Source organism: Microbacterium sediminicola, from assembly GCF_039531125.1.
GTDB classification, from domain to species: Bacteria; Actinomycetota; Actinomycetes; order Actinomycetales; family Microbacteriaceae; genus Microbacterium; species Microbacterium sediminicola.
This window is the reverse complement of sequence record NZ_BAAAPL010000001.1, coordinates 1,088,951-1,114,348: the sequence shown is the minus strand read 5'-3', so window position 1 is coordinate 1,114,348 and position 25,398 is coordinate 1,088,951. Positions and strand designations below refer to the sequence as shown.

Annotated in this window: 27 protein-coding genes; 9 read left to right on the top strand and 18 right to left on the bottom strand. The window is 68.7% G+C overall.

Features of this window, described 5'->3' with window-relative positions; translation table 11 throughout:
- Positions 1–2: 2 nt before the first annotated feature.
- Positions 3–419 carry a cytochrome c oxidase subunit 4 gene (locus ABD206_RS05220; protein WP_344070108.1) on the top strand — a complete coding sequence of 139 codons (417 nt, stop codon included), beginning with the start codon at positions 3–5 and terminating at the stop codon, positions 417–419.
- Between the two features lie 58 nt (positions 420–477).
- Here ABD206_RS05220 and ABD206_RS05215 read toward each other — a convergent pair whose 3' ends face one another.
- The 6 genes from ABD206_RS05215 to ctaE form a co-directional block, all read right to left on the bottom strand.
- Entirely contained in the window at positions 478–1,350 is an 873-nt protein-coding gene (locus tag ABD206_RS05215; RefSeq protein WP_344070106.1) for a DMT family transporter, read from the bottom strand.
- Positions 1,351–1,420: 70 nt separating this feature from the next.
- Positions 1,421–1,870 carry a rhodanese-like domain-containing protein gene (locus ABD206_RS05210; RefSeq protein ID WP_344070104.1) on the bottom strand — a complete coding sequence of 150 codons (450 nt, stop codon included), beginning with the start codon at positions 1,868–1,870 and terminating at the stop codon, positions 1,421–1,423.
- 198 nt (positions 1,871–2,068) lie between these two features.
- Positions 2,069–3,874, bottom strand: coding sequence for a cytochrome bc1 complex cytochrome b subunit (gene qcrB / locus ABD206_RS05205; RefSeq protein WP_344070102.1), 1,806 nt, complete (start codon positions 3,872–3,874; stop codon positions 2,069–2,071).
- Positions 3,871–4,950 carry a cytochrome bc1 complex Rieske iron-sulfur subunit gene (qcrA, locus tag ABD206_RS05200; RefSeq protein ID WP_344070100.1) on the bottom strand — a complete coding sequence of 360 codons (1,080 nt, stop codon included), beginning with the start codon at positions 4,948–4,950 and terminating at the stop codon, positions 3,871–3,873. The genes qcrB and qcrA overlap by 4 nt, the downstream gene beginning before the upstream one ends.
- 38 nt (positions 4,951–4,988) lie before the next feature.
- Positions 4,989–5,792 carry a cytochrome bc1 complex diheme cytochrome c subunit gene (gene qcrC / locus ABD206_RS05195; RefSeq protein ID WP_344070098.1) on the bottom strand — a complete coding sequence of 268 codons (804 nt, stop codon included), beginning with the start codon at positions 5,790–5,792 and terminating at the stop codon, positions 4,989–4,991.
- Between the two features lie 22 nt (positions 5,793–5,814).
- On the bottom strand, positions 5,815–6,459 hold the full coding sequence (gene ctaE, locus ABD206_RS05190; protein ID WP_344070096.1) for an aa3-type cytochrome oxidase subunit III: 645 nt from the start codon (positions 6,457–6,459) through the stop codon (positions 5,815–5,817).
- Positions 6,460–6,563: 104 nt separating this feature from the next.
- Between ctaE and trpD the strand changes: the two genes are divergently transcribed.
- The 3 genes from trpD to ABD206_RS05175 all read left to right on the top strand — a co-directional run bounded on the left by trpD (position 6,564) and on the right by ABD206_RS05175 (position 9,332).
- A complete protein-coding gene (gene trpD, locus ABD206_RS05185; RefSeq protein WP_344070094.1) occupies positions 6,564–7,625 on the top strand; it encodes an anthranilate phosphoribosyltransferase in 1,062 nt (353 codons plus the stop codon).
- Between the two features lie 138 nt (positions 7,626–7,763).
- On the top strand, positions 7,764–8,252 hold the full coding sequence (locus tag ABD206_RS05180) for an aromatic ring-opening dioxygenase LigA (RefSeq protein WP_344070092.1): 489 nt from the start codon (positions 7,764–7,766) through the stop codon (positions 8,250–8,252).
- Between the two features lie 87 nt (positions 8,253–8,339).
- The gene (locus ABD206_RS05175; protein ID WP_344070090.1) at positions 8,340–9,332 is read left to right on the top strand and encodes a PHP domain-containing protein; all 993 of its coding nucleotides are present in this window, start codon (positions 8,340–8,342) and stop codon (positions 9,330–9,332) included.
- Here the strand turns inward: ABD206_RS05175 and ABD206_RS05170 are convergent.
- Positions 9,280–9,636 (bottom strand): hypothetical protein, encoded by a 357-nt coding sequence (locus ABD206_RS05170; RefSeq protein WP_344070088.1) that lies wholly within the window; start codon positions 9,634–9,636, stop codon positions 9,280–9,282. The two genes, ABD206_RS05175 and ABD206_RS05170, sit on opposite strands and share 53 nt — an antisense overlap.
- Before the next feature lie 235 nt (positions 9,637–9,871).
- On the opposite strand from ABD206_RS05170, the gene ABD206_RS05165 reads away from it, so the two are divergent.
- A complete protein-coding gene (locus ABD206_RS05165) occupies positions 9,872–11,164 on the top strand; it encodes an MFS transporter (protein ID WP_344070087.1) in 1,293 nt (430 codons plus the stop codon).
- 57 nt (positions 11,165–11,221) lie between these two features.
- On the opposite strand, the gene ABD206_RS05160 is transcribed toward ABD206_RS05165, so the two are convergent.
- Complete coding sequence (locus tag ABD206_RS05160) at positions 11,222–12,154, bottom strand: 5'-3' exonuclease (protein WP_344070085.1); 933 nt, start codon at positions 12,152–12,154, stop codon at positions 11,222–11,224.
- 98 nt (positions 12,155–12,252) lie between these two features.
- On the opposite strand from ABD206_RS05160, the gene ABD206_RS05155 reads away from it, so the two are divergent.
- On the top strand, positions 12,253–12,609 hold the full coding sequence (locus ABD206_RS05155) for a hypothetical protein (protein ID WP_344070083.1): 357 nt from the start codon (positions 12,253–12,255) through the stop codon (positions 12,607–12,609).
- A 63-nt stretch (positions 12,610–12,672) separates the two neighbouring features.
- Here ABD206_RS05155 and ABD206_RS05150 read toward each other — a convergent pair whose 3' ends face one another.
- Positions 12,673–13,524 carry a PKD domain-containing protein gene (locus tag ABD206_RS05150; protein ID WP_344070081.1) on the bottom strand — a complete coding sequence of 284 codons (852 nt, stop codon included), beginning with the start codon at positions 13,522–13,524 and terminating at the stop codon, positions 12,673–12,675.
- Positions 13,518–14,021, bottom strand: a complete 504-nt coding sequence (locus tag ABD206_RS05145; protein WP_344070079.1) for a hypothetical protein — start codon at positions 14,019–14,021, stop codon at positions 13,518–13,520. Before ABD206_RS05145 ends, ABD206_RS05150 begins: the two co-directional genes overlap by 7 nt.
- A 140-nt stretch (positions 14,022–14,161) precedes the next feature.
- Between ABD206_RS05145 and ABD206_RS05140 the strand changes: the two genes are divergently transcribed.
- Both ABD206_RS05140 and ABD206_RS05135 read left to right on the top strand, forming a co-directional pair.
- Positions 14,162–14,839, top strand: coding sequence for a response regulator transcription factor (locus tag ABD206_RS05140; RefSeq protein WP_344070077.1), 678 nt, complete (start codon positions 14,162–14,164; stop codon positions 14,837–14,839).
- Positions 14,836–15,846, top strand: a complete 1,011-nt coding sequence (locus tag ABD206_RS05135) for a sensor histidine kinase (protein ID WP_344070075.1) — start codon at positions 14,836–14,838, stop codon at positions 15,844–15,846. The genes ABD206_RS05140 and ABD206_RS05135 overlap by 4 nt, the downstream gene beginning before the upstream one ends.
- A 97-nt stretch (positions 15,847–15,943) precedes the next feature.
- On the opposite strand, the gene ABD206_RS05130 is transcribed toward ABD206_RS05135, so the two are convergent.
- Genes ABD206_RS05130 through ABD206_RS05120 form a run of 3 tightly spaced genes read right to left on the bottom strand, consistent with a single transcriptional unit; the run spans position 15,944 to position 18,793 of the window.
- Positions 15,944–16,768 carry an FAD:protein FMN transferase gene (locus tag ABD206_RS05130; RefSeq protein WP_344070073.1) on the bottom strand — a complete coding sequence of 275 codons (825 nt, stop codon included), beginning with the start codon at positions 16,766–16,768 and terminating at the stop codon, positions 15,944–15,946.
- 8 nt (positions 16,769–16,776) lie between these two features.
- A complete protein-coding gene (locus ABD206_RS05125; RefSeq protein WP_344070071.1) occupies positions 16,777–17,322 on the bottom strand; it encodes an FMN-binding protein in 546 nt (181 codons plus the stop codon).
- 13 nt (positions 17,323–17,335) lie between these two features.
- The gene (locus ABD206_RS05120) at positions 17,336–18,793 is read right to left on the bottom strand and encodes a ferredoxin reductase family protein (protein WP_344070069.1); all 1,458 of its coding nucleotides are present in this window, start codon (positions 18,791–18,793) and stop codon (positions 17,336–17,338) included.
- 75 nt (positions 18,794–18,868) lie between these two features.
- On the opposite strand from ABD206_RS05120, the gene ABD206_RS05115 reads away from it, so the two are divergent.
- Complete coding sequence (locus tag ABD206_RS05115) at positions 18,869–19,291, top strand: YchJ family protein (RefSeq protein WP_344070067.1); 423 nt, start codon at positions 18,869–18,871, stop codon at positions 19,289–19,291.
- Between the two features lie 142 nt (positions 19,292–19,433).
- On the opposite strand, the gene ABD206_RS05110 is transcribed toward ABD206_RS05115, so the two are convergent.
- From ABD206_RS05110 to ABD206_RS05090, 5 genes are all read right to left on the bottom strand, one after another.
- Positions 19,434–20,009 carry a beta-class carbonic anhydrase gene (locus ABD206_RS05110; RefSeq protein WP_344070065.1) on the bottom strand — a complete coding sequence of 192 codons (576 nt, stop codon included), beginning with the start codon at positions 20,007–20,009 and terminating at the stop codon, positions 19,434–19,436.
- 250 nt (positions 20,010–20,259) lie between these two features.
- On the bottom strand, positions 20,260–21,207 hold the full coding sequence (locus ABD206_RS05105) for a VOC family protein (RefSeq protein ID WP_425561157.1): 948 nt from the start codon (positions 21,205–21,207) through the stop codon (positions 20,260–20,262).
- Positions 21,208–21,252: 45 nt separating this feature from the next.
- Complete coding sequence (locus tag ABD206_RS05100; RefSeq protein WP_344070063.1) at positions 21,253–22,320, bottom strand: FUSC family protein; 1,068 nt, start codon at positions 22,318–22,320, stop codon at positions 21,253–21,255.
- Between the two features lie 73 nt (positions 22,321–22,393).
- Positions 22,394–24,193, bottom strand: a complete 1,800-nt coding sequence (locus tag ABD206_RS05095; protein ID WP_344070061.1) for a pyruvate kinase — start codon at positions 24,191–24,193, stop codon at positions 22,394–22,396.
- A gap of 82 nt (positions 24,194–24,275) precedes the next feature.
- The gene (locus tag ABD206_RS05090; protein ID WP_344070059.1) at positions 24,276–25,343 is read right to left on the bottom strand and encodes a hypothetical protein; all 1,068 of its coding nucleotides are present in this window, start codon (positions 25,341–25,343) and stop codon (positions 24,276–24,278) included.
- Positions 25,344–25,398 lie beyond the last annotated feature (55 nt).

Here is a 25,398-nt window from a genome sequence, read left to right as displayed (position 1 = left end):
CAATGCGCACCAATATTTCACTGTGGTGGATCCTCGGGGGCTTCTTCGCCCTCGTCGGCATCGCCTACACCACCTGGAGCCTCATCTGGTACGGCCACGTCGAGTGGGTCGGGACGATCGCGATCTTCTTCACCGCGCTGATGGCGGCGTTCATCGCCTTCTACACCGGTGCGGTGCACCGCGCCCAGGGAGGCGAGCTGCCCGAGGACGTGCTGACAGCCGACATCGACGACGGTGACCCCGAGCTCGGGGAATTCAGCCCGTGGTCCTGGTGGCCGCTGGTTCTCGCCTTCTCGGCGGCGATCGCCATGATCGGCCTCTCGGTCGGGACTTGGATGGTGCCGATCGGCTTCGGGATCTTCCTCGTCGCCATCGTCGGCTGGGTGTACGAGTATTACCGCGGCTACTTCGCCCGCTGAATACCTTCTAAACGAAGGCCCCGACCGCTTGAGGTCGGGGCCTTCGTCGTTGCGGCTGTCAGCGCTTCCACTGGACGAGGACGACGCCGCCGACGACGATGAGGGCACCGACGAGCTCGTGCAGCGCGAAGCTCTCACCGAGTACGAGGATGCCGAGGGCAACCCCCACGACAGGGATGACGTATGTGACCGTCGAAGCGCCGACGGCGCCCCACGCCGCGATGACGCGCATGTTCCAGACGTACACCACGCCCGTGCCGAGGCACCCCAGTGCCAGCAGCGACAAGACAGAGGCGACATCCGGCGCAACCGGCGTGAGTGCGATGAACGGGACGAGCAGCAGCGCGATGACACCTGCGACCGCCATCTGCGTCGCGGCGAGGGTCACCGGATCATGGCGGTAGCGTCCAGTGACGAAGCGACGCATCCAGCCGAGGGCAATACCGTACGAGGCCGTCGCACCGAGGCATGCCAGCTGCGCCGGCAGCGACGCGGCGAATTCCGCCGAGGTGAGCACATCGCCGATCCCGATGACGACGGCCACCCCGACAGCGCCGATCAGGACGCCGACTGCCCGCCACAGTGTCATACGCTCGCCCCGCAGGGCGACGACCGCGACGAGGGTGGTCCACAGCGGCGTCGTCGCGTTCAGGATCGCCGACAGACCGGACGGCAGCTGCTCGGCCGCCCAGGCGAACAACAGAAACGGCGCGACGCAGAAGAAGATCGCCACCACGACCATATGCAGCCACAGCGCTCGCTCCCGCGGCCAATGACGACGTGTGAAGGCCATGATCGCGGCGAGCGTGAGCGCGCCGAGGATGATGCGTCCGAGTGCCACCTGGGCGGGACTGAGCCCGATCACGGCCAGCTTCATGAAGAGGAAACTGGCGCCCCAGACGAGGGCGAGCGCACCGAAGACGACAGGCACCGGCACAGCCCCGCGTGTTCGGACATTCTGTGCGGAGGTGCGGGAAGAGGGCGATGTCACCAGACGAACGCTACGCGGTGCCTGGGACACTGTGCTCGCGGGATTCCGACGCGGCACGTGCCCTCACGACCATCACCTGCGGGTCGAAGACGCGGGGGAGAGGGCCCTCGTCATTCGCGGTGGGCTGTCCCTCACGCACCCAGTACTCGTAGCCGCCGAGCATCTCCTTCACGTCGTAGCCGAGCTGTGCGAACTGCAGCGCGCCCTTCACCCCGGCATTGCATCCGGGGCTCCAGCAATAGACGACGACACGTGTGTCCTGGGGGATCTCCTGCGGCGCTCGGGAGGCAATTTCCCGGTAGGGCATGTGGATGGCGCCACTGATCCGACCCTGCTGCCACGCCTCGTCGCCGCGGACATCGACCAGGACGAACGCGTCGCCGGCCTTCTGGGCGGCATAGACGTCGGAGGCGTCCGTCTCATGGGCGAGGCGGGCACGGAAATAGTCAGCGGCTGTCATGCCTTGAGCGTAGGGGGAAGCCGCGCGCTGGAGGAGTGGCAGGGGTGTCATAAATCTGCCGTTTTCTGCCAGAGCCCAGTGACGCCATCGCGCGATCAGGCGACGGCATCGCTCGCGCTGGGTGCAGCTTCATCATGAACTCGAGAGAGGTCCCGACTCCTGAACGGAGCCGGGACCTCTCTCGAGTTCAGCGGATGCCTACTTCTTGTCGTCGTCCTCTTCCGGGACGATGACATTGGTCGGGCGCACGCCGGTCTCGGACTGACGCTTGTCGTCCGCGATCGGGTGGTGCGGGGCATCCGGGACACCGGCACGCTCGTGCATGCCCTGGATCTCTTCATCCTCGGCGTGGTCCATCTCTTCGAGCGCGTGGTGCTGGTGCGCCACGGCCTCGTCGAGCTCGGCCTGGGTGACAGGTGCGAGACGGTCCTCGAAGAACCAGCGCGACAGCGCCGCACGGAAGTTCTCGTGCCACGGGATCTGACCACGCGAGTTCGGGCGGACCACCAGCGGCTCGTTGGTCTCGTAGTCCACGAGCTTCCAGCGCTCGTACTCGTCGACCGGCTGGTGCACCTCGATGAACTCGCCGCCGGGGAGGCGTACGATGCGTCCGGATTCGTAGCCGTGCAGCGCGATCTCGCGATCCTTCTTCTGCAGGGCGATCGCGATGCGCTTCGTGACGAAGTACGCGATGACCGGACCCACGAACAGCAGCGCCTGGAGTGTATGGATGACGCCCTCCATCGTCACCCAGAAGTGGGTGGCGATGATGTCGGAGGATGCCGCAGCCCACAACACCGCGTAGAACGTGACACCTGCCGCGCCGATGGCGGTGCGGGTCGCCGCGTTGCGCGGACGCTGGGCGATGTGGTGCTCGCGCTTGTCGCCCGAGATCCACGCCTCGATGAAGGGGTAGATCGCGACGATGATGATGAAGACCACCAGGACCGCGACGGGGATGATGATGTTCCACGACCAGGTACGATCCCAGAACACCGACTCCAGGTGCGGCGGCACCAGACGCAGTGCGCCGTCGGCGAAGCCGATGTACCAGTCGGGCTGGGTACCCGCCGAGACTGGGGAGGGGTCGTAGGGGCCGTAGTTCCAGATCGGGTTGATCGTGAACAGCGAGGCGATCAGCACGATCACACCGAAGACCAGGAAGAAGAATCCACCCATCTTCGAGGCGTAGACCGGGAGCATCGGGTAGCCCACGACATTCGTGTTCGTCCGGGCGGGCCCGGCGAACTGCGTGTGCTTGTTGACGATCATCAGCACCAGGTGGGCGGCCAGAAGCGCCACCAGAATGGCCGGCAGCAGCAGGATGTGGAGTGTGTAGAGGCGCCCCACGATCTGATCGCCGGGGAACTCGCCGCCGAACAGCAGGAACGAGGTCCATGTGCCGATGATCGGGAAGCCCTTGATCATGCCGTCGATGATGCGAAGACCGTTGCCCGAGAGCAGGTCGTCGGGGAGCGAGTAGCCGGTGAAGCCCTCACCCATGGCCAGGACGAACAGCACGAAGCCGATCACCCAGTTCAGCTCGCGCGGCTTGCGGAACGCGCCGGTGAAGAACACGCGCAGCATGTGCACGCCGATACCGGCGACGAAGACGAGGGCGGCCCAGTGGTGGATCTGGCGCACCAGCAGACCACCGCGGATGTCGAACGAGATCCGCAGGGTCGAATCCAGTGCCGCGGACATCTCGATGCCGCGCATGGGCACGTACGCGCCGTCGTAGTGGGTGGGAACCATCGACGCCTGGAAGAAGAACGTCAGGAAGGTCCCCGAGAGGAGGACGACGACGAAGCTCCACAGCGCGATCTCACCCAGCATGAATGACCAGTGGTCGGGGAAGATCTTGCGTCCGAGCTCTTTGACCAGACCCGAGAGGCTGGTGCGCTCGTCGATGTAGTTCGCGGCCCCGGCGACGAAGCGACCGCCGAGCGGCTTCTCGTCCTTGGCGGCCTCGGTCGGCGCGTCAGTTGCGGTGGCGGTACTCAATGACGCTCCCAGAAGCTCGGTCCGACGGGTTCGGTGAAGTCGCTCTGTGCGACGAGGTAGCCCTCGTCATCCACGGCGATAGGCAGCTGCGGCAGCGGACGGGCGGCGGGGCCGAAGATGACCTTCGCCTCGTCCGAGATGTCGAACTGCGACTGGTGGCAGGGGCACAGCAGGTGGTGGGTCTGCTGTTCGTACAGCGCCACGGGGCAGCCGACGTGGGTGCAGACCTTCGAGTAGGCGACGATGCCGTCATACGACCAACTCGCACGTTCCGGCGTCTCGTGCAGCTGCTCGGGGAGCATGCGCACGAGCAGAACGATCGCCTTCGCCTTGGCGTCGAGGTAGCCCTCTTCGTGGCTCAGGTGCGCGAGCTCTTCGGGGATGATGTGCAGCGCCGATCCGAGGGTGATCTCGGAGGCCTTGACGGGCAGACCCTCGGGGTCAGTCGCCAGGCGCATGCCCTTCTTCCACATGGTGTGGCTGAGCAGGTACACGGGGTCTCCCGCGTGCGGGTCCTCCGGAGAGTTCTCGGGGGCAAGGCCGCGGAACAGCGTGATCGCGGGGAGGATCGAGGCCGCCAGCGCCGCGAACAGCCCGCCGCGGATGACGGTGCGGCGACCGAAGCCGGACTCCTCGTTCGCCTCGGAGAACACAGCGACGGCACCGGCGCGGGTCGTGTCCGATCCGCGGGTGGCGTGACGCGGCTCGATGTACTCCTTGTCGGCCATGATGGCCTTCGACCAGTGGATGGCGCCGACGCCGATCGCCAGCAGCGCGAAGGCGATGCCCAGGCCGATGAAGAGGTTGTTGTCGCGGATCGCGGGGATCTCGCCGCTTTCGATCGGGAAGATCATGTACGCGGCCACAGCCCACAGCGACCCGGCCACCGAGAGGTAGAACAGCGTGTAGACGGTGCGGACCGCCCGCTTCATCGCTGCGGGGTCCTTGTCCGTCATCCGCTCGCGGTGCGGCGGAAGCTCCGGATTCTTCACGGGGTCGGTGACCGCGACGGCGGTGCCCGACGAGGGCTTCCAGGAAGCCCTGTCGTGCCCGTACGGGTCGTCCTCGTGTGTCATGGTGCTCCTCTTAGCGTTCGTACGTCTTGCGGGTCGTGTCAGTTGGACTTCGCGGTGATCCACACCGTGATCGCGATCAGGGCGCTGATGCCGAAGATCCAGATGAACAGGCCCTCGGCCACGGGGCCGAGCGAGCCGAGCTTCTCGCCACCGGGGGAGGCGGTCTCCTGCATGTACAGCAGCGACGAGATGATGTCGCGCTTGTCCTCTTCGGTCAGGTACATGTTGTTGAAGACCGGCATGTTCTGCGGGCCGGTGACCATGGCCGCGTAGATGTGCAGGGCGCTGGTCTCGGTGAGCGCGGGGGCGTACTTGCCCTCGGTGAGCGCACCGCCGGCACCGGCGACGTTGTGGCACATGGCGCAGTTGATGCGGAAGAGCTCTGCGCCGCGGGCGATGTCGCCCTCACCGTCGAGGATCTCCTCGGACGGGAAGGTCGGCCCAGGGGCCATCGTCTGGACGTACTCGGCGATGGCGAGGATCTGGTCATCGGTGAACTGCACCGGCTTCTGTGGGGCCTGCGGGCCCTGCATCTGCAGCGGCATGCGTCCGGTGCCCATCTGGAACTCGACCGCGAGCTCACCGACGCCGTAGAGCGACGGGCCGTTCTCGGTGCCGGCCAGGTCCAGACCGTGACAGGTGGCGCAGTTCGCGTTGAACAGCACCTCTCCGTCGTCGACCGAAAGAGTCGAAGCGGTCGCGGTCTCCGGGGTGGTGGCGGCGACGGCAGCGGATGCGCCGGCGTAGATGCCGCCGGTGATCAGCAGGCCCAGTCCGATGAGTGCGGTCGCCGCCCAGGGGCTCCGGCGGCCGTTCGAGCGGCGCTTGGTGTTGCGTGCCATGAAGGTAGTCAGCTCCGCTCGTTTATTTCAGGAAGTAGATGACGAAGAACAGGGCGATCCAGACCACGTCGACGAAGTGCCAGTAGTACGACACGACGATCGAGGAGGTCATTTCCTTGCGTCCGAAGTTCTTGACGGCGAACGCGCGACCGATCACGAGGAGGAAGGCAATGAGGCCGCCGGTGACGTGCAACGCGTGGAAGCCCGTCGTGAGGTAGAAGGCCGAGGCGTAGGCGTTGGCCTGGATCGGCATGCCCTCGGTGACCAGCTGGGCGTACTCCCACACCTGACCCGACACGAAGATCGCGCCCAGGGCGAAGGTCAGCCAGAACCACTCGACCATTCCCCAGCTGCGCCGCCCGTTGGCCTTGCGCACCGTGTAGGGCTGGAATCGCTCGGCCGCGAAGACACCCATCTGGCACGTCACCGAGGACAGCACCAGGATCGTGGTGTTGATCGCGGCGAACGGCACGTTCAGCAGCTGCGTCTCCTGCGCCCACAACTCGGGGGAGGTGCTGCGCAGTGTGAAGTAGATCGCGAACAGGCCGGCGAAGAACATGACCTCGCTGCCGAGCCACACGATCGTGCCGACGGCGACCGGATCGGGTCGTTTGACCGACCGCATGGCCTGGGAATACGTCGCTGAAGTCGTGGTCACGTTCTTCATTATGGCTGAAGATTGACCATGAGTTTGGCACGAGACACCCCCGATTTTCGGGTCCGGGATAGTTAGGCGACCCTCACTTGGGGGTGCCCGCTACGCTCGTCAGCATGACGCAGACGTACTCGTGGCCCGAGATTCTCACGGCTTTGCTGGGTGGGAACGACCTGTCGGTGGCCGAGTCCACGTGGTCGATGCGCCAGATCATGTCGGGGGATGCGACGCGCTCGCAGCTGGCGGGTTTCCTCATCGCCCTGCGGGCCAAGGGCGAGACCGTCGATGAGCTCGTCGGCTTCCGCGACGCGATCCTCGAGGCGGCGCTCCCGCTCCCGGTGAGTGCGCAGGTGCTCGACATCGTCGGCACGGGCGGGGATCGTCATCGAACCGTGAACATCTCGTCGATGGCATCCATCGTCGCGGCCGCCGCCGGGATCCCCGTCGTCAAGCACGGCAACAAGGCGGCGAGTTCGGCATCCGGGTCCTCCGATGTGCTCTCGGCGCTCGGGATCGATCTGACCCTGAGTCCCGACGCCGTCGCAGAGACGCTGAACCGGGCCGGAATCACCTTCGCGTTCGCCTCCGCCTTCCATCCGGGGTTCCGGCACGCTGCGGCCACGCGCGCCGAGCTGGGCGTTCCGACGGTGTTCAACTTCCTCGGCCCGCTGTGCAACCCGGCGCGCGCAGAGGCGAACGCCGTGGGTGTCGCGCACCTCGACCGCGTTCCGCTCATCACGGGCGTGTTCCGCACGCGCGGGGCGACGGCGCTCGTGTTCCGCGGCGACGACGGCTTGGATGAGCTGACCACGACCGGTCACAGTCGGCTCTGGGAGGTCTCGCGCGGCGTCGTGCACGAGCACGACCTCGATCCCCGCGACCTCGGCCTCCCGCTCGCGGGTCTCGATGAGCTGCGCGGTGGAGATCCGCAGCACAACGCCGCCGTGGTCCGCCGGGTCCTGGCGGGGGAGACCGGGCCGGTACGCGACATCGTGCTGCTCAACACCGCGGCCGGCATCGTCGCCTACCGACTCAGTCAGGATGCGAGCGAGCGGGGTCGTCCGATGCTGGAGCGTCTGTCGGAGGGTCTGGAGCAGGCGGCAGACGCAATCGACTCCGGCGCTGCTGCCGCAACGTTGGACGCGTGGGTTGCGGCGACGACCGCACTGGCGCACTGACGGCCTGAGGGACCTTCGTCATATGACCAAAGGCCCCTGACAGGTAACTCACAGCCGGACTAGCGTTGCCGACAAGAGGCCACATCCAGCCTCCTCACATCCCTCAGATGCGTCACCGCACCCCACAAGGAGTCCGTCATGTCAGAATCCGTCGCCGTCGCAGACACGGTGGAAGCCCCCGCCCGCAGCATGGGCCTCGTCAAGATCGTCGGCATCCTCGGGATCGTCGGCGGTGCCCTGCTCATCATCGTCGGCGTCATCGTCTGGGCGACCGTGTCGGCGCAGCTGCGCGCAGAGAACATCATCGTCCCCGACGACGCGGTGGCCTTCCAGGGTCAGGTCGTCGCCGGTCCCTTCACCGCCTTCGTGCAGGCCGACATCATCCAGCACCACGCGCTCGGGATCTCCGGCGGCTCCACGTACGCCGAGCTCGCCCAGGACGACCCGGTGCGGGCGACCATGATGAACGCGTCGTTCCTGCGGGCATCGCTGTTCACCTCGGTCGTGAGCTTCGGCGTGGCCGCCTTCGCGATGGGGATCGGCGTGCTGTCGATCCTGTTCGGATATGCGATCCACCGCCTCGCGAGCGCACCCGTCATCGTGAAGCGCTCGACGCTCGTCTCCTGACGCCCGTCGCACCCCACCGGCCCGTCATCCCTCGCGGATGTCGGGCCGGTGGCGTGAGAATGGGGCGGACGAGGAAACGGGGTGGTGATGGATCCGCACGAGGCGCTTCTGGAGATCGCCCTGCTGCTCGAGCGCGAACGCGCGCTGCGCTACAAAGCGAAGGCGTTCCGCGCTGCGGCGGCGGTGGTCGCCTCGCTCACTCCCGAGCAGTTGGCCGACACCGCGGGTCTGCGGCGACGGAAAGGGATCGGCGACTCGAGCTTCGCGGTGATCGTGCAGGCGCGCGACGGCGCGGTGCCCGACTACCTCGCCGAGCTGCGCGAGCGAGCCGGCGTGAGACCCTCGGCGCTGCGCTCGCTCCTGCGTGGCGACCTCCACACCCACAGTGACTGGTCCGACGGCACGACGCCGATCCGCGCGATGGTGGATGCCGCGCGAGCGCTCGGGCGCGAGTACATCGCGCTGACCGATCACTCTCCGCGGCTGCGGGTCGCGAACGGGCTGAGCCCCGAGCGGCTGCGCGAGCAGATGGCGCTCGCGCCCGGGTTCAGTGACGAGGGCTTCACGCTGTTGACCGGCATCGAGGTCGACATCCTCGACGGCGGGGGACTGGATCAGGAGCCGGAGCTACTGGCCGAACTGGACGTCGTCGTCGCCTCGGTGCACTCGAAGCTGCGCATGGATGCCGGGGCGATGACCCGGCGGATGGTGCGAGCGGTGAGCAACCCGGCCGTCGACGTGCTGGGACACGCGACGGGCCGTCTCGTGCGTGGCGAGCGGGGGACGCGGCCGCCGTCGGACTTCGACGCGGTGCGGGTGTTCTCGGCCTGCGCCGAGCATGGCGTCGCCGTGGAGATCAACTCCCGGCCGGAGCGCGAGGACCCGCCCGACGAGCTGATCGAGGTCGCGCTGGAGCGGGGGTGCGTCTTCTCGATCGATTCGGACGCGCACGCACCCGGTCACCTGTCACTGCTGGACTACGGTGCCGAGCGGGCGGAGAAGCTCGGCGTGCCGGCCGAGCGGATCCTCACGACGTGGCCGCTGGAGCGGGTACGGGCGTGGAAGCGCGCACGCCGCTGAGGGCCTCACGTCCGCCGATGAGGTAGGCGCGCCAGTCGGGGCTGGTCGCGGCGTACTTCTCGACGATCCCGAGCCCCCAGGTTTCGGGTGTCGGGGCGGGTTCGCCGCGGCGGAGGGCGCGACGCAGATCGCCGAGGGCGACCACGGCGCCTTCGTGATACTTCGCGGCACGCAGTCGCTCGCGGCCGAGGGTGCACAGCGACTGGGTGCCGGTCGCGTGCGTGAGCGCGTCGAGAGCGACCTCGCGGGCAGCCTCGACGCGCTCGAGCAGGGGGAGAGCCGGCAATGTCGTTGAAGTCGACACTGTTGCCGTCGTCACCGCGGGATCAGCAGGTGCAGAGCTGCTCTTCGGGAACACCCGCGAGCGCCTGCTCGACGTGCATGCCGCAGCCGGTCCAGGTGATCTTGCCGCACGAGGAGCAACGGATCTGAGAGCACATAGGGGGATCCTTCCGTGGATGTCTGAATGATGACCCCAGGATACCCCTAGGGGTATACCTCGCGCAAGTCGGGTCGCGCTGCAGACCTAGACTCGTGGAGTGAATTCCGCCCGCGCTGCCCGCTCCGCCGGCGGCGTGCTCGTGGTGGCGGGGATCCTGGTCGCAGCCCTCAGCCTGCGCGGCCCCATCGTCTCACCCACACCCGTTCTGCGCGAGATCGAGGCCGACTTCGGGATCGGCGCGGCCGCGGCGGGTCTGCTGACCACCGCACCCGTGCTCATGTTCGCGGTGCTGACGCCGCTGGCTGCGATCATCATCCGTCGCGCCGGTGCGGAGCTCGCGCTCTTGATCTCGTTGACCGGCGTGCTCATCGGCACCTTCATCCGCGCGGCGCCGGGGTTCGGGTGGATGCTCGCCGGGATGATCGTGATGGGTGCCTCCATCACGGTCGGAAACGTCGTGATCCCGGTGATCATCCGCCGCGAGGTTCCCCCGGAACGTGTCGCACTCGTCACCGCCGGCTTCGTCTCCATGCTCAACGGCGGGTCCTTGCTGACCACGATGCTGACGGTGCCGATCGCCGAGATGATCGGGTGGAATCTCGCCCTGCTCTCGTGGTCGTTCATCACCCTCGCGGGGATGCTGTTGTGGGGCGTCCACCTGCGCCGCGTCGCGCGAGCGCGCGAGCTGGGTGGCGAGCGCTTCTCCGGCGAACGTGCGTCGGTGGCCGCATCCGCGCGCGTGGCGGGCGCGCAAGAGACGAGAGATGCCGACGCCGACGGGCTGACCGGGCCGGTTCCGGTGCCCTCACGTCAGGCCCGCTCGATCTTCCGTCGTCCGGTGCCGTGGCTGCTGACAGCGGCGTATGCGAGTCAGGCGGCGGTGTATTTCGGGTTCACGACGTGGCTGCCGACGCTCTTGGCCGATGAACTCGGGCTGGATGCGGTGACCGCGGGCGGCATCACCGCGATCTATCACGGCGTGGCCATCGCGGGCGCATTCATCGTGCCGCTGCTGACCCGCTACACCCGCCGCTTCGTGCCGGCGATCGTGATCGGCGCGACGTGGTTGCTGCTGGTGATCGGCATGATCGTCGCTCCGGAGTGGGCACCGCTGTGGCTGTGCTTCGGCGCGATCGGGCATGCCGGCGGGTTCGTCGTGATCTTCAGCACTGTCGTGGTGGCCGCCCGCTCGGATGCCGAGGCGGCGGGGATCTCGGCCCTCGTTCAGGGTGGCGGATTCGGCACGGCAGCCTTCGCGGCACCGATCATGGGCGCGATCCACGAGGCGACGGGCGGATGGGATCTCGTGCTGTGGCTCTCGCTCGCCGTGGCGGCCCTCTACTATGTGCTGCTCCTGGTCGCCGTCGCGGCGGTCTCCCGCTCGCGCTGACCGCGGCGCGGGGTACGGCTCCGGATCCGTCGGGCGTGGTCGGGGTCAGGGTCGCGGTCAGGTGCGGTCGAGCGCGTCGATGACCCGACTGACCGATATGCCGAGCGACCAGCGCTCGGCGAGGGCGATTGCGGATGCGCGCGCAGCGGCATCCAGGGGGCGCAGGGCCGTGTCGGGAGTGGGCAGGTCGAGGTCTGTGACGACCTGCACGACGGCGGGGGCGACATCCAGGTAGTCGCCGCCGGCGAGCACCTTGTTGCGCACGCCTGCAGACATCCCGTCGCCCGCCGCGGCTGCGGCGCGGATGCCGGCGAGATCGCCGTGCGCCGCCAAGAGGGTGGCAGCGGTCTTCTCGCCGATACCGACGACCCCGGGCAAACCGTCGGAGGAGTCGCCGCGCAGCGTCGCGAAGTCGGCGTACTGGCTCGGAAGCACGCCGTACTTGGCGACGACCGTCGCGTCGGTGACGTCCTCGAGATTGCTCATGCCGCGGGCGGTGTAGATCACTCGGACATCGCGGGCGTCATCCACGAGCTGGAAGAGATCACGGTCGCCGGTGACGATGTCGACGGCGCCGGTGGCGGTCGTCGCGAGGGTGCCGATGACGTCGTCGGCCTCGTGCTCGGGCGCACCGATGACGGCGATTCCGAGCGCGGCGAGGGCCTCGAGGATGATCGGCACCTGGATCTGCAGCGGATCGGGCACCTCCTCGACATCCGGACCCGCCGCAACCGCCTCGACGACGCGGTGCGTCTTGTACGAGGGGATGAGATCGACGCGCCACTGCGGACGCCAGTCGTCGTCCCAGCACGCGACGAGGTGCGTCGGTTCGTACCGGGTGACGAGCTTGGCGATCATGTCGAGGAAGCCGCGCACGGCGTTGACCGGCGTCCCGTCGGGCGCGTGGACCGTGTCCGGGACGCCGTAGAAGGCGCGAAAGTAGAGACTCGCCGAATCGAGGAGCATTAGTCGATCGGAGTGCGTGGACATGGTCACAGTTTGGCATCCACTAGACCCAGGTCTATCGACGCGTTGGCAGCTCCAGCGTTACGTTGCCGCGCATGAATGCACAGCTACGAGCAACAATCATGGGTATTTCTGTCGTCGCGCTCGTCGCAGCGCTGGCGGGATGCACCGCCGCGGACCCCGCCCCCACCGTTACGGTGACCGAAACCGTGACGGTGACCGAGGCGCCGATGGAGGACGTCACCTCCGCCACCGTCGAGCTGACAGATGAACAGCGCGATCTGTTCGTGACGATCTACGGCATCGGCAGCACCAGGACGGTCGAGGAGCTCTGCGCCGAGTCTCTGCTCGACGCGGTGTACGGCGTCGCGAATTCGTCGGCATCGGCCGATGAGACGTCGTCGGGTGTGGACCTCTCGGCGCCCGCGCAGTGGGCGTGGTTCACCGAGATCTGTTGGCCGCTGGTCGAAGCCGGATAGGCGCGCCGTCTGCGCGAGACTCCGTGTGCGCTTGGGCGATGCGAGGTGTGATGCCGCGCCTTCTCAGCACCCGGGACCGGCGGGGGACTCGAGGCAGGTGCGCTCGACGAGGGCTGTGCGCAGGGTGAGCACCGTCAGGTCGTAGGTGGCCGGGCGGGAGGTGACGACCCCCGAGACGGGGCGCCATCTGCCGGTGCCGAAGTCGACGGATGCCGCGTACTCCACTCGCAGCGTCACGGTATACCGGCCCGGTGAGCCGTAGACGTGGCTTGTGGCGGTGGGGCTGAGCTGTGGCAGTCCGAGGGATGCCCAGCTGGTCCCGCCCGTCGTTGTGCGGGCCGAGGTGCCGTCGCCGTGGTCGAAGACGTAGCCGACCGGGACGAACCGCACGGTCACGTCCCAGCCGAGGAGCGGTCCGGACAGGACGTGCGTGGATGCGGCACCGATGAGGTTGGCGGGAGCGCCCGCGATGCCGTAGCCGAGCGGTTCGCCGGTCACGGAGGGTCGGTGGGGGATGAAGCTGGCCAGGTCGGAGATGGTGACATCGGGGATCGTCACGACGGTGTAGTTGCCGCGGCACCCGATATCGGGACAGTCCTCGCTCGCGGATGCCGTGTCGGATGTGGAGCCGGGGGAGTTGCCACCCCCGGAATCCGGCTCGCCTGAGCCTGATCCGCCGGAGTAGCCCGCGCCGGAGGTCTCCGCGCCTTCGCTGCCCGACCCGTTGCCCGTCGATCCCCCGGGGAGACCGGCGTTCGCGCCGACGTCGACCTGGGTCCCGGAGTTGGATGTGGTGCAATTCCCTGTCCAGCCGTCTCCCCAGCACTCCTCCGAGCTTGCGCGCGCTGCAGTACCAGTCCCCACAACGAAAGCGATCGCGACGAGAAGTCCGAGGTAGATTCGGAGGCTCAGCATGCCGGGGCACCGGACCAGGAGTAGAAGTCAGTGATGAGGAGTCTTGTCGCACTATCTGGATCGGGGACGAGGGAGACTTCCCAGGCTTGTATGTCGAGACGATCGGCAGAAACCACCGAATTACCGTCTGAATCGGTTAGCGCCACCGTCGCGACTTCCGTGCATGCGACGATCGACACCCCCGCCGTCACACCGGTCCTGTTGTTCAGTTCGAAGACGTCTCGGATCTCGTTTTCGCCGGTCTTGATCCACCCTTTCGCGTGCATCTGAGACAGGCTTTCTCGAGCAGCGGCATTCGCGTCCCCGGTCGTCCAGCGGTAGACCTCCTCGAACGTGGTGGGGTCGCTCAGGTCCACCTGGTTCAGCGCGTCGACGTACGCCCGGTAGGTCGCCTCGGCGGCAGCGAAGGCCTCCGCCTCGGACGCGAACCCCGTCGCGGACGGCTCGGGCTCCGCCCCCTCTGACGCGCAGCCGGCCAGCGCGCTCGCCGCCAGCACGACACCCGCGAGCCACACCGCCGGCCGGGTCCGGCGTATCACTGGAGAGACCATCACCCCGACACCGTACGAACCCGCCCACCCGAATGCGCGATCTTGTCCACAGGCGTGCGCGCTAGCGTTGCGTGCAGGAGGAGTCCATGCCACAGACATCCGGTGCTCGGCCGGTCGTGCTCTACGTCGAGGACGACGCCGATATCGCCCAGATGACCGTCGAGATGCTGGGCGAGTCCTACGAGGTCGCGCACGCGGCGGACGTCGAGTCGGCGCGCACGCGCGCCCTGCAGGAGCGTTTCGATGTGATGGTGATCGACCGGCGGCTCCCTGGGGGCGACGGCATCGACCTCGTCCAGTCCATCCGACAGGCGCGCATCACGACCCCGATCCTGCTCCTGACGGCGCTCGGCGGGGTCGACGATCGCATCGGCGGACTGGATGCCGGCGCCAACGACTACCTCGTCAAGCCCTTCGACTACGGCGAGTTGCTCGCGCGACTGCGTGCCCTGGTGCGCGGATACCGGGCCGAGACCGATCGGCGCCAGCTCGGCGACTGGACCTTCATCCCGTCGTCGCAGGCGCTGTATTCGCCCTTCGGCGGACGGGTGGCCCTCACCAACACCGAGTCGGCGCTGCTGGAGCTGCTGAGCGCCAGCCCCGAGCACGTCTTCAGCCGCGAGGAGATCCTGCGGGCGGTCTTCCACGAGGGGGATGGCCCGGGCTCGGTCGACACCTACGTCCACTACCTTCGCCGCAAGACGGTTCCCGAGATGGTCGAGACCGTGCGCGCTCGCGGCTATCGAGTGGGAGCACCCGCATGAGCGCGCAACGAGCCGCGAAGAACCCCCCGCCCACCGGAGAGGAGGGGGATCGTCGCCGCGTGCAGCGCGCCGCGCTCGCCGTCGGCGCGTGGGTGGCGGCGGCCTCGGCCCTCGTGATCACGATCGGGGTCGGCATCCTCGTCGCGCTGATCCTGGCTCGGGCCCGCGTCGAAAGCGACGAAGCTCCCGGATCCGGCGGCCACCACGGCGGTGACGGCGATGTGCTCGTGGTGGATGTCGACAACGTCCTGCCCTGGGTGATCGGCCTCGGCCTGATCGGGGTGATCGTCCTGTCGCTGGTGGCCTGGTACGCCGCGCGCCGGTCGGTGCGTCCACTGAGTGACGCCCTGCGGCTGCAGCGCAACTTCGTCGCCGACGCCAGCCACGAACTGCGGACGCCGCTGACGACCCTCACCAGCCGCATCCAGGTCGCGCAGCTGCGCCTGGAGCGCGGCGGGGACGTGGCCGAGGCCCTCGAACGGCTGCGCACGGATGCCGCCACCATGAACGATGTGCTCACCGACCTCCTGCTGGCGGCCGAGGGCGCGCACGACACGTCCGCGGTGACGGATGTCGCGGCCGGTGTCGCCGCCGCGGTCACGGCGCTGCAGCCCCTGGCGGACGGCGCCGGTGTCACGATCACCTCGTCGGCCGAATCAGTGGCGGTGCGGATGCCGGAGGCGACCTTCACGCGGGTGCTCGTCGCGGTGCTCGACAACGCGATCCAGCACAGCCCCGCCGACGGCACTGTGTCGGTGAGTGCGGCCTCGGAGCGCGGAGCGCTCGTGCTCCGCATCTCGGACCAGGGGCCGGGGGTGGATGCCGGCGACGTCGAGCGGATCTTCGAGAGGTTCGCCCGTGCCCGGGAGAGCGGGAAGCGGCGCGGCTTCGGTCTGGGGCTCGCGCTGGTGCGCGACATCCTGGCCCGCTACGGCGGACGCATCGAGGTGGCCTCCACGTCGCCGGCGGGCACGACCTTCGCGATCACGCTCCCGTCGGCTCGCTGACGCGTACAGGGGCTCGCTGACGCGCAAGAGGGCTCGCTGACGCGCAAGAGAAGGTGCGCGACTGCCCGCCGGGGAGCGCGGCGGACAGTCGCGCGGGTCAGGCCGCGAGGAAGGAGTTCGCGGGCTGAACGCTGATCTCGGTGGCGCCGAGCCAGCGACGGACGCCGCCGTCGGATGCCACCAGGACGCCCGACCGGGTGTCGGCGTGGGAGATCCAGGAGAGGTCGTCACCGGAGACGGCAGCGACCGTCGCCCAGAGGTCGGCCTCGGTGAGACTGTCGGCGACGACCGTGGCGCTGGCGATGCGGGTCGCCTTGCCGCCGGTGCGGGGGTCCACGATGTGGCTGCCGCGTTCGGCGGTGCCGGATGTCGCAACGGCGCCGTTTCGCACCTCGACGGTCGCGACGAGCGCACCGGGGTGGTGTGGGTCGGCGATGCCGACGCGCCACACCCAGTCACTGTCGTCCGCGGTGAACAGCCGCATGTCGCCGCCGGCATTGATGCCCACCGCGCTCGCGCCCGGGAAGGACAGAACACGGGCGAGGTGGCGACGGGCGGCACGCTCGACCGCCCAGCCCTTGACGTAGCCGGTCGGATCGAACCAGCCGCGCCAGTTCGCGCGGAACAGGCCGTTCGTCCGCTCCTCGGCGAGGGCGCAGGCGTCCGCGACCTCCGCGACGTCGGGGTCGGCATCCTCGATCGCGAAGGCTCCTGTGCGGATCTGCGAGATGTCGGAGTCGGGGCGGTAGGTCGAGAAGACGGCGTCGGCGCGGTGGAGCTCTGCGAAGGTCGCCTCGACAGCGGCATCCAGTGCGGGGAGCGTAGCGAAGACCTCGGTGCCGCGGGCGTGGACGGAGACCTCCGTGCCCATGATCGTCTCGACCCAGACGCGGCGGATGTCGGTTCCTGATGCGGGGTTCATGGCGACGCTCATTGCTGTGCCTGATCGATCGCGCTCTGCAGCGACTGGATGTAGCCCTGGCTCGTGTACGTCGCCCCCGACACCATGCTGATGTCGCTGCTCTGGGCGTCGGTGGTCTCGGAGATGAGGATCGGCAGAGCGCTCTCGTTGATCTGACGGTCGCGCGAGTCGTTGCTCGGATGTTGGGGCACAGTGACACTCGTGATGACGCCGCCCGAGACTGTGATCTCGACCTGCACGTTGCCGTAGCGGGTGTTGACGGCCGACCCCGTGTAGGTGCCGTCAGCCAGTCCCGACGTCGTGGTGGTCGTCGAGTCGGCGGCGCTCGAGGTGTCGTCGTCTGTCGTGGTCTCGTCGTCTGTCGTGGTCTCGTCGGTCGTCGTGGTCTCGTCGGTCGTCGTCGTGGAGGTGGAGTCGGTGCTCGTGGTCGAGTCGGTGGTGGTTGCCGCTCCGGTGTCGACGTAGGGCGTCACGGCCTCGAGTGAGGTGCGGTAGCTGAACAGCAGCACCAGCCCGCTGATCGTGGAGAGGGCCACGAAGAGGATGCGTTTCATCGGAAACTCCCGATCAGATCGTGAAGGATTCGGAATGGATGCGGTCGGCGGCGACCCCTGCGCGGCGCAGGTCGGTCTTCACCGCGGCCATCCAGGGTTCGGGGCCGCAGAGGAAGACGTCGTACTGGTCGAGGTCGGGCGCAAGGTGCCGGATGGCGTCGCTGCCCTGCCAGCGGGCATGCGAGTTCGGCAGCCACGACGAGCCGGTCCGGGCGCGCGTGCCGTGGAGGGCGACGTGGCGCACGCCGCGGGTGCGTACGAGCTCGGCGATCGCATCCTGACGGAGAGCGGCATCCGGGGCGTGGTCGCGGGTGATGAGCGTCGCCTCTCCGCGGTCGTACGGCTCGGATTCGAGGAGCGCCACCAGCGGGGCGACCCCGGCGCCGGCGCCGAACATGAGGAGTTTGCGCCCGGTGCGGGCGGCGCCCGTCATGACGCCGTAGGGGCCCTCGATCATCACCGGTGTGCCGGGACGGAGCGTGGCCAGACGCGCGGTGCCGTCGCCGACGATGCGCGCCGAGATGGTCATCGTGCGGCCGTCGGGTGCCGCTGCCAGCGAGAACGGGTTGGCGCGGGAGGCTCCCGGACCGTCGAGGAAGCGCCAGAGGAAGAATTGTCCGGACCGCGCCTTCAGACTCGCCAGGTGGCGGCCGGTCATGGTGACCGCGACGCCGCCGGTGCCGTCGGGCTCGACGCGGGCGACCTTCACGCGGTGGCGGAGGGTGCGGGCGAGGGGGACCCCGATGCGGAACACCAGGATCGCCGCCGCGGCCACCGCCCACAGCGTCCACCAGTAGGCGGTCGCCAGTGGCGAGGAGAGGAAATCGGCGCCGGTCCACAGCTGGTGGGGAAGGGCGAGGCCGACGCCGATGTAGGCGTACAGATGCAGCAGGTGCCACGACTCGTAGCGCAGCTTCTTGCGGGCCGTGCGCATCGAGGTGAAGGCGACTATGACGATCAGTGCGGTGCCGACGGTCGCCAGCAGCATGCCGGGGTAGTCCCACACGAACTCCCACAGCTGGACAAGCGGGTTGATCCCGACCTGCGCGGCGTAGCCCCAGACCAGCAGCGCAATGTGGGCGATCATGAGCGAGAACGACCAGAAGCCGACGAGGCGATGCATCCGGGTGATGCCGTCCTTGCCGAAGCCCTTCTCGAACAACGGGATCCGCGCCATGAGGATGACTTGATACAGCAGCAGGTTCGAGGCGACGAGGCCGGTGAGGCGCCCCAGGCTGTTCAGGGACGCGTAGTCGAAGGCGAAGAGTGCCTGGATGCCGCCCCCGGCGACCCAGAGACCGGCGACGAACAGGCTCGTCAGCCAGATCACGGTCGTGGCGGCGAGATTCCACGCGCGGCGTGCGCCGCGTCCCTGTCCGATCGCTGCCGCCGCCGCGCGGGTCTGCGGCGCGGCGCGGACGCCGGGGGTGACGGGGGAGGTCACCGTCGGGGACGGGGTTGCGGTGGTCATGCCCCCATGCTCGGGGCCCGATTCTGAGACGGCTCTAAGGAATGGCCCGTGCGCCCACGTTCATAGACTTCTCATATGAGTTTTGGATCGGCGGCGCAGATTCCGCCCGCTCGCCCGGCCGATTCTGCCGCGTGCCCGTGCGGATCCGGGGCGATCTACGGGGCCTGTTGCGGGCCGCCCCACCGTGGCGAACCGGCAGGATCGCCCGAGGCGCTGATGCGCTCGCGGTACACCGCGTTCGCGATCGGAGACGCGCGGTATCTCGCCGAGTCGTGGCATCCGCGTACCCGACCCGACGATCTGCGGGTGGACGCTGACACCCGATGGCTGGGGTTGGAGATCCTTGACGCGCCGGATGCCAGTGGGGCGAAGGCGGGCATCGTCGAGTTCCGTGCGCGCTGGCGCCACGGTGCCGACCGCGGCGAGCAGCATGAGCGCAGCCGTTTCGCCTTCGCCGCCGGCCGCTGGTGGTACCTCGACGCCGAATCCCAGGCGTAGAGGTACCACCCCGCGCCGAGTTGCACGTCGCAGGGCCGAGTTGCACTTCGCAGGGCCGAGTTGCACCTCGCAGGGCCGAGTTGCAGGTCGCAGCGCCGAGTTGCGCCTCGGGACGATGATCAGACCCGGAGGGTGTGGGGTGTCAGCCCGCGGCGCCGGCAGCAGTGGCCGCCGGGATCTCGATGAGGCGGCCGGTGCTCACGTCGTAGACGTAGCCATAGACCGGGATACGGGAGGGGACGAGCGGGTGCGCCTTGATGCGGGCGACATCGTCGACCACGGCCTGGGCCTGGTCGCTGATCGTGAGCCAGTCGATGTAGGCGGCCTCGGCCGAGCCTGGCCCCTCGCCCACGTCGCGGAAGCCGTCGGCACCGAGCTCGGCGGTCTCGAGCGAGGATGCCAGCAGGCCCCGGATCACCTCGTCGGTGAAGAATTCCATGCCGCAGTCGGTGTGGTGGATGACAAACCACTCCTTCGTGCCGAGCAGCTTGTACGAGATGACGAGCGACCGGATGGCGTCATCGGACGCGCGGCCGCCGGCGTTGCGGATGACGTGCGCGTCGCCCTCGGAGAGCCCTGCGTACTTGGCAGGGTCCAAGCGTGCGTCCATGCAGGTGAGGATGGCGAACCCGCGCGCGGGGGGAAGAGCCAGGTCGCCCTTGTCGAAGGCGGCGGCGTACGCCTCATTGGCGGCGAGGACCTCGGAAAGGACGGGCATGGTGCTCCTTGGTAGGTGAGAACGTCTGTCGTTCACACGCTACGGAGGTGCAGCGCTCGCGCGCCCGTGTATGACCGAGTGCGACATTGCGTGACGCTGTGTGGCGTCATATGACAGGAAGCGGCGTCATATGACGTCACCTACCGCCGCGAGACGTCGCCGCGAGGTGCAGGTCGGGGCGGGGAGGTGCAACTCGACGCGGGGAGGTGCAACTCGGCGTGGGGAGGTGCAGGTCGGCGTGGGCGTGGGGTTAGGCGCCGAGGAGCTGCTCGGTCGTGGATCCGGCGACGGCGACGGTCACCTCGGTGCCCCAGGGGTCGCGAGAGCGCACCGCCCAGCCCAGGTCCTGTGCCTGGATGCCGCGGGTGTGCATCCGCGCGATCAGGGCGTCGAGGTCGTCGCGGGTCGGGACGGTGATCGCGAGATCACCGAGGCCGAGGCGCGCGGCGCGTGGGCCGGCACCGCGACTCTGCCAGGTGTTCATCCCGACGTGGTGGTGGTAGCCGCCCGCCGAGGCGAACAGCGCCCCGGGATACCCGCTGAGGGTCGCCTCGAATCCGAGCACATTCACGTAGTAGTCCTGCGCGCGCGGGATGTCGCCGACCTGGAGGTGGACATGTCCCACTCTGCCGGGGGTCGAGGCCAGATTGTTGAGGTGCTGCTCGGTGAGGTGCGTGCGCAGGTACGTGTTCGGATCCAGCGGGAGGGTGTCCATATGCAGCTGGCCGTTGACCTTCTGCCAGGTTTCGCGGGGCCGGTCGGTGTAGAGCTCGATGCCGTTGCCCTCGGGGTCGGTGAAGTAGAACGCCTCGCTGACGACGTGGTCGGCAGACCCCGTGAAGCGCGTGCGGGAGTCCTGGGCGGCGGTGTAGACCGTCGCGGCCAGGTCAGCTGCTGTGTCGAACAGGAACGCGGTGTGAAACAGCCCGGCATCCCGCGGGTTCACGGGAGGCAGATCGGGGGTGTGGACCAGGCGCACGAGGGGGATCTCGCCGCGGCCCAGCACGCGGTGCACCTCGCCGCCGCGGGTGCGCTCCTCGATCGGGGCCAGGCCGAGCGCTGCGGAGTAGTACCCCGACATGTTCTCGAGGTCACCGACGCGCAGCGTCACGGCATCCATGCCGGTCGCGGCGTCCAGTGTGTGATCCGTGGTCACGATGTCCTCCGTACGGTCGTGGCGAGAGCGCTCATTACGCATCCATGCGCATACAACTTGGATGCCGCGCCGGGCATTCCCGCATCGTCAGCCTTCTTCGGCGAGACGTTCGTGGATGCGGCGGAGATCTTCGAGCAGCGCGCCGATGAGGATCCAGTTGGCTGTCGCTGGACGCATCACCTGCAATGGCCGGGTGAGGGCAGGGTCCCCCTCGCGCGCAGAGGCCGTTTCGCGACGGAGGCGGCGCCTGGTGTCGTGGGCTGCGCGGCGGAGCTCATCCACGATCTCGGCGGTGAACGGCTCCGTCGCCAGCGACGGGTCGTAGCCGTCCACGACGGTGCGCGTCATGCCCGCGACCTGCGTGGTCATCGGGGTGAACAGATCCAGCAGGCTCTGCAGCTCTACCAGCTGCGCCTTGTATGTCCGCCCGCGCGGGTGGAAGGCCAGCGACTCCTCGGCCTTCACGATCGCGGCCGCCACTCCGTCGCGCATGGGACGCAACAGCCGGGCGGTCACGAGCAGCTCGGGCAGCTCGCCGGGTCCCGGCGGAGTCTCGAGCACGTCCGCGAGGCGCTTCATGTCCTGCGCGAGCTGCTCACCCAGCAGGTCGAGCTTCTCCCGCGCCGGGGCGACGGCGACCGGCGGAACGATGGCGAGGTTCACGACGAATCCGATCGCCGCGCCCATCAGGGTCTCCAGCACCCGGTCGAGCGCATAGTCGGGCGTGGTCGTCCCGATCGCGAGGACCAGAAGCGCGCTGATGGCGATCTGGTTGGCGCTTCCCGGCGTCATCCGCATGATCCAGCCGATCAGCAGACCGAGGACGATCCCCACGACCACAACCCAGCCGGGGGAACCGAACGCGAGGGCCAGTCCTGTCGCGACGAGGACGCCGACCACCACGCCCGTGGTTCGCTCGATCGCGCGTGTGAACGTCTGGTTCAGACTCGGTTGCACGACCAGGAGCGCCGCGATCGCGCCGAAGATCGGCGGATGCTGCGGAAACAGCCAGACGCCGAGCATCCAGGTCGCGGATGCCGCGAGCGCGGACTTGACCACTTGGATCAGCGGCGTGCGTTGGCGGGCCCAGACAGCACCCGAAACGCTGGAGCGCACGCGTGCCGACGCGCGTGCGGTGCTGTCCCAGATCCCCATCGGGACGAGGCTACTCGCGCCTCACGAACGCCGGGAACGCGCGGCGATCGTCCCGCGCGCCACCTCGGTGGCCTCAGCTCTCGTGGGACCAGGCGCGAAGGCGTCGCAGCAGGGGCCTCTTCTTGTCCATGTGGCCGTGCATGCGTCGCAGGATGTCATCGAGCGCGGTGATCGCCTGCTCGATGTGGGGGCCCTTGTTGAGCATGACGCATTCGGCACGGTCGCCGGCGGCGGCATCCGTGACTTCGGCGCGGGTGGGTACGCCGCTGTCGGCGAGGGAGTCCAGCACCTGCGTGGCCCACACGACCGGCACGTGCGCCGCCTCACACAGCCACAGGATCTCCTCCTGCACCTCGGCCAGGCGCTCCCAGCCCGCCTCGACGCCGAGGTCGCCGCGGGCGATCATGACCCCGACCAGCGGACGCTGCATCAGCGTGAGGAGGATCTCGGGGAGGGAGCGGAAGCCGCGCACGGTCTCGATCTTGACGATGATGCCCATCTCACCCGCGCCGCGTGCATCCAGCGCGTCGAACAGATCGGTCACATCGGCGGGGGAGCGGACGAACGAGAGCTGCACGATGTCGGCGAACGCGACGACCGCATCCAGCGCTGCGCGATCGTCCTCGGTGAGGGCTGCCACCGGCAGATCGGTGTCGGGCAGGTTGATCCCCTTCTCGGCCCGCAGCTTCGTGCCGCGGGGAGACGCGTGCGTGATCTCGATCTCGGCGCCCCGGGCGGTGCTCTCGCCCTCGACGGCGCGCACGCGCCCCTCGATCTTGCCGTCGTCGAAGAGCACCCGATCGCCGACCCGGATCGTTTGGAGCGCCTGGGGGAGAGTGCAGCCGAGGCGATGGCGGCCTTCGTGGCTGGAACCCGGCTCGAGCGAGGCGGTGAGCGTGAGGATGTCCCCGGGTGCCACGCGCAGGGGCTGCTCTATCGGGGGGATGTCGGTCACCACGGTCTCGTAGCCGGCATGGTCGAGCACGATGCCCGGCGCGACGTACGCGGTGTGATCGCCCTCGATCCGCGCCGCGCCCTCGTGCACCTCGCACACGATCATGTAGCGCGTGCGGCCGCGGGTGTCGGTGAACTCGACGGTGTCGCAGACGGTCAGCGCCTCCAACCAGCGGGCATCGCGCACGGGGATGGCGGCGGCTCCCGGGGGTGCCTCCGCTCCGGCGGCGACCAGCCACGCTTCGGCGTGGGCGGTGACGCGGCCGAGTGCGTCACGGGTAGGGCGGATCTTGCGCACACGGGGTCCCGGCGCGATCGGACCCGTCCGCACCTTCGGCCCCGCAAGGTCGGTGGCGATCCGGGCGCGTCCCGAGGCGCGGACGTGCGCCGCCATCTGCGCCCACGCCGCAGGATCATCGTGCGCGCAGTTGATCCGGGCGACATCCATGCCTGCCGCCGCGAAACGGGCCACCAGTTGCGGATCCTCGGCCGCCTCCGTGGGCATCGTCACCATGATGCGCGTGAGCCGGTCCTCGGGCGCACCCCCGAGCAGCGCGGACGTGTGGTGCGCGAGTGAACTCGGGTCGGCGGGCGTCAGCGGGGGCGGCGTGCGGTGGGGCGACGCATCCAGAGTCGCGGCGATCATCGCGAGCACGGCATCGAGATTTCCCAGGACGTCTGATTCCATGCGGCCGAGCGAGGAGAGCCCCTGTGCTGTCAGTCGACTCTGCAGGTCGCGCAGATCATGGCGTCGCAGCGCCGTGTAGTGGACGAGATTGGCGGCTCCGCGCGCATGGACGGGATGCACATGCGCCAGCGCGGGAGCGGTGGCCTGCTCTGCGGTGACGGCAGCGGTCCGCAGCCGCAACAGTTCGCCGCGCAGCCCCTGCAGGGCTTCGATGGTGTCATCGTGGAGCATCGTCGACCTCCACGTCGACGCTACTGCGTCGCCGCGACGAACGGGGGTGCTGCGGGCGTGAAAATGGCGCGGGCGGAGCACATCATGGGTTCTCGACGTCGGCGCCGGAGATGCCGCCGGCGCCGGTGAGGACGGCGCGGGCGCACGCGACATCGAGCCGTGACAGGGCGAGAGCCGGATGCCCCAGTCGGTCGGACGGCGTGGGCGCCGCGAGCGCGGAATCCACGGCCGCACGATCGATGGCGACGCCGTGACGCTCCGTCAGCGAGCGCGCTTCCATGGTGACGAGCTCGCGCAGTATCTCGGGATCCCACGGTGCGAGCGGCGCGAGGGCGAGTTTGTCATCGAGTGCGCGGTACAGCTCCGTGAGGCGTTCGTGATGCGGTGCGGTGAAGGTCACCAGCAGGCGCGCAAGGGGGAAGCGCTCGGCGCGCCAGATCTCGCGCAGGATCGACACGTCCGGCTCGCTCGTGCCCAGACGCGCAAGGTCGTCGACGTCTTCGACGACGACGACGGTCCGCTGGGTGAGCGCAGCGAGCGTCTCGCCCAGGAGCATGGCCGGCTCGTCATCGGTGGCGCTGCCCGGGTCGAAGAAGATGACCGGGAGCGGCGTGGGAAGCTCGTGCAGGAGCGTCGCCACCTCGGCGGCGAGGCTCGTCTTCCCGCCGCCTCGTGGACCGATGATCGCCGGGATGAGGGGTTCGGCACTGAGCAGACGCGCCGCAAGGTTCAGGGCTTCCTCTCGTCGCAGCAAACTGGGCGGGGCGGGCGTAGAGGATGGTGTGGCCGTGGATGCGGGCGGAGCGACGGGCGTGCCGTCGAAGCCGTCTGGCATCGTCAGCAGATCGGCCACCAGCAGGTCGGGGCGCAGCGCCGAGTGAAGGCGCAGGGCCAGGTCGGTGGCATCCGGCGAGGCGGTGATCATGTTGCGGATCTCCGCTTCGCTTCCGGTGGCCTTGTCTGCGGCGAGTAGACGCGCGACCTGCAGTGAGCCGTCGGGCCCGAACGCCTGGGTGAACTCGGCGGGCCAGCTCTGAGCGAACGCCGCCGCAGCGTGGGTGGTGGTCGCCCGCAGCGCACCCCAGCGCTTGGCCTCTGCCTTTGCCAGCCCCACGAGCCCCCGGATCGGCAACGTGTCACTCGGTCCCACTGCGGTTCCCCCTTGCCGTGCGGGACCCCCTCCCACACCATTCAGTTCTAGCGCG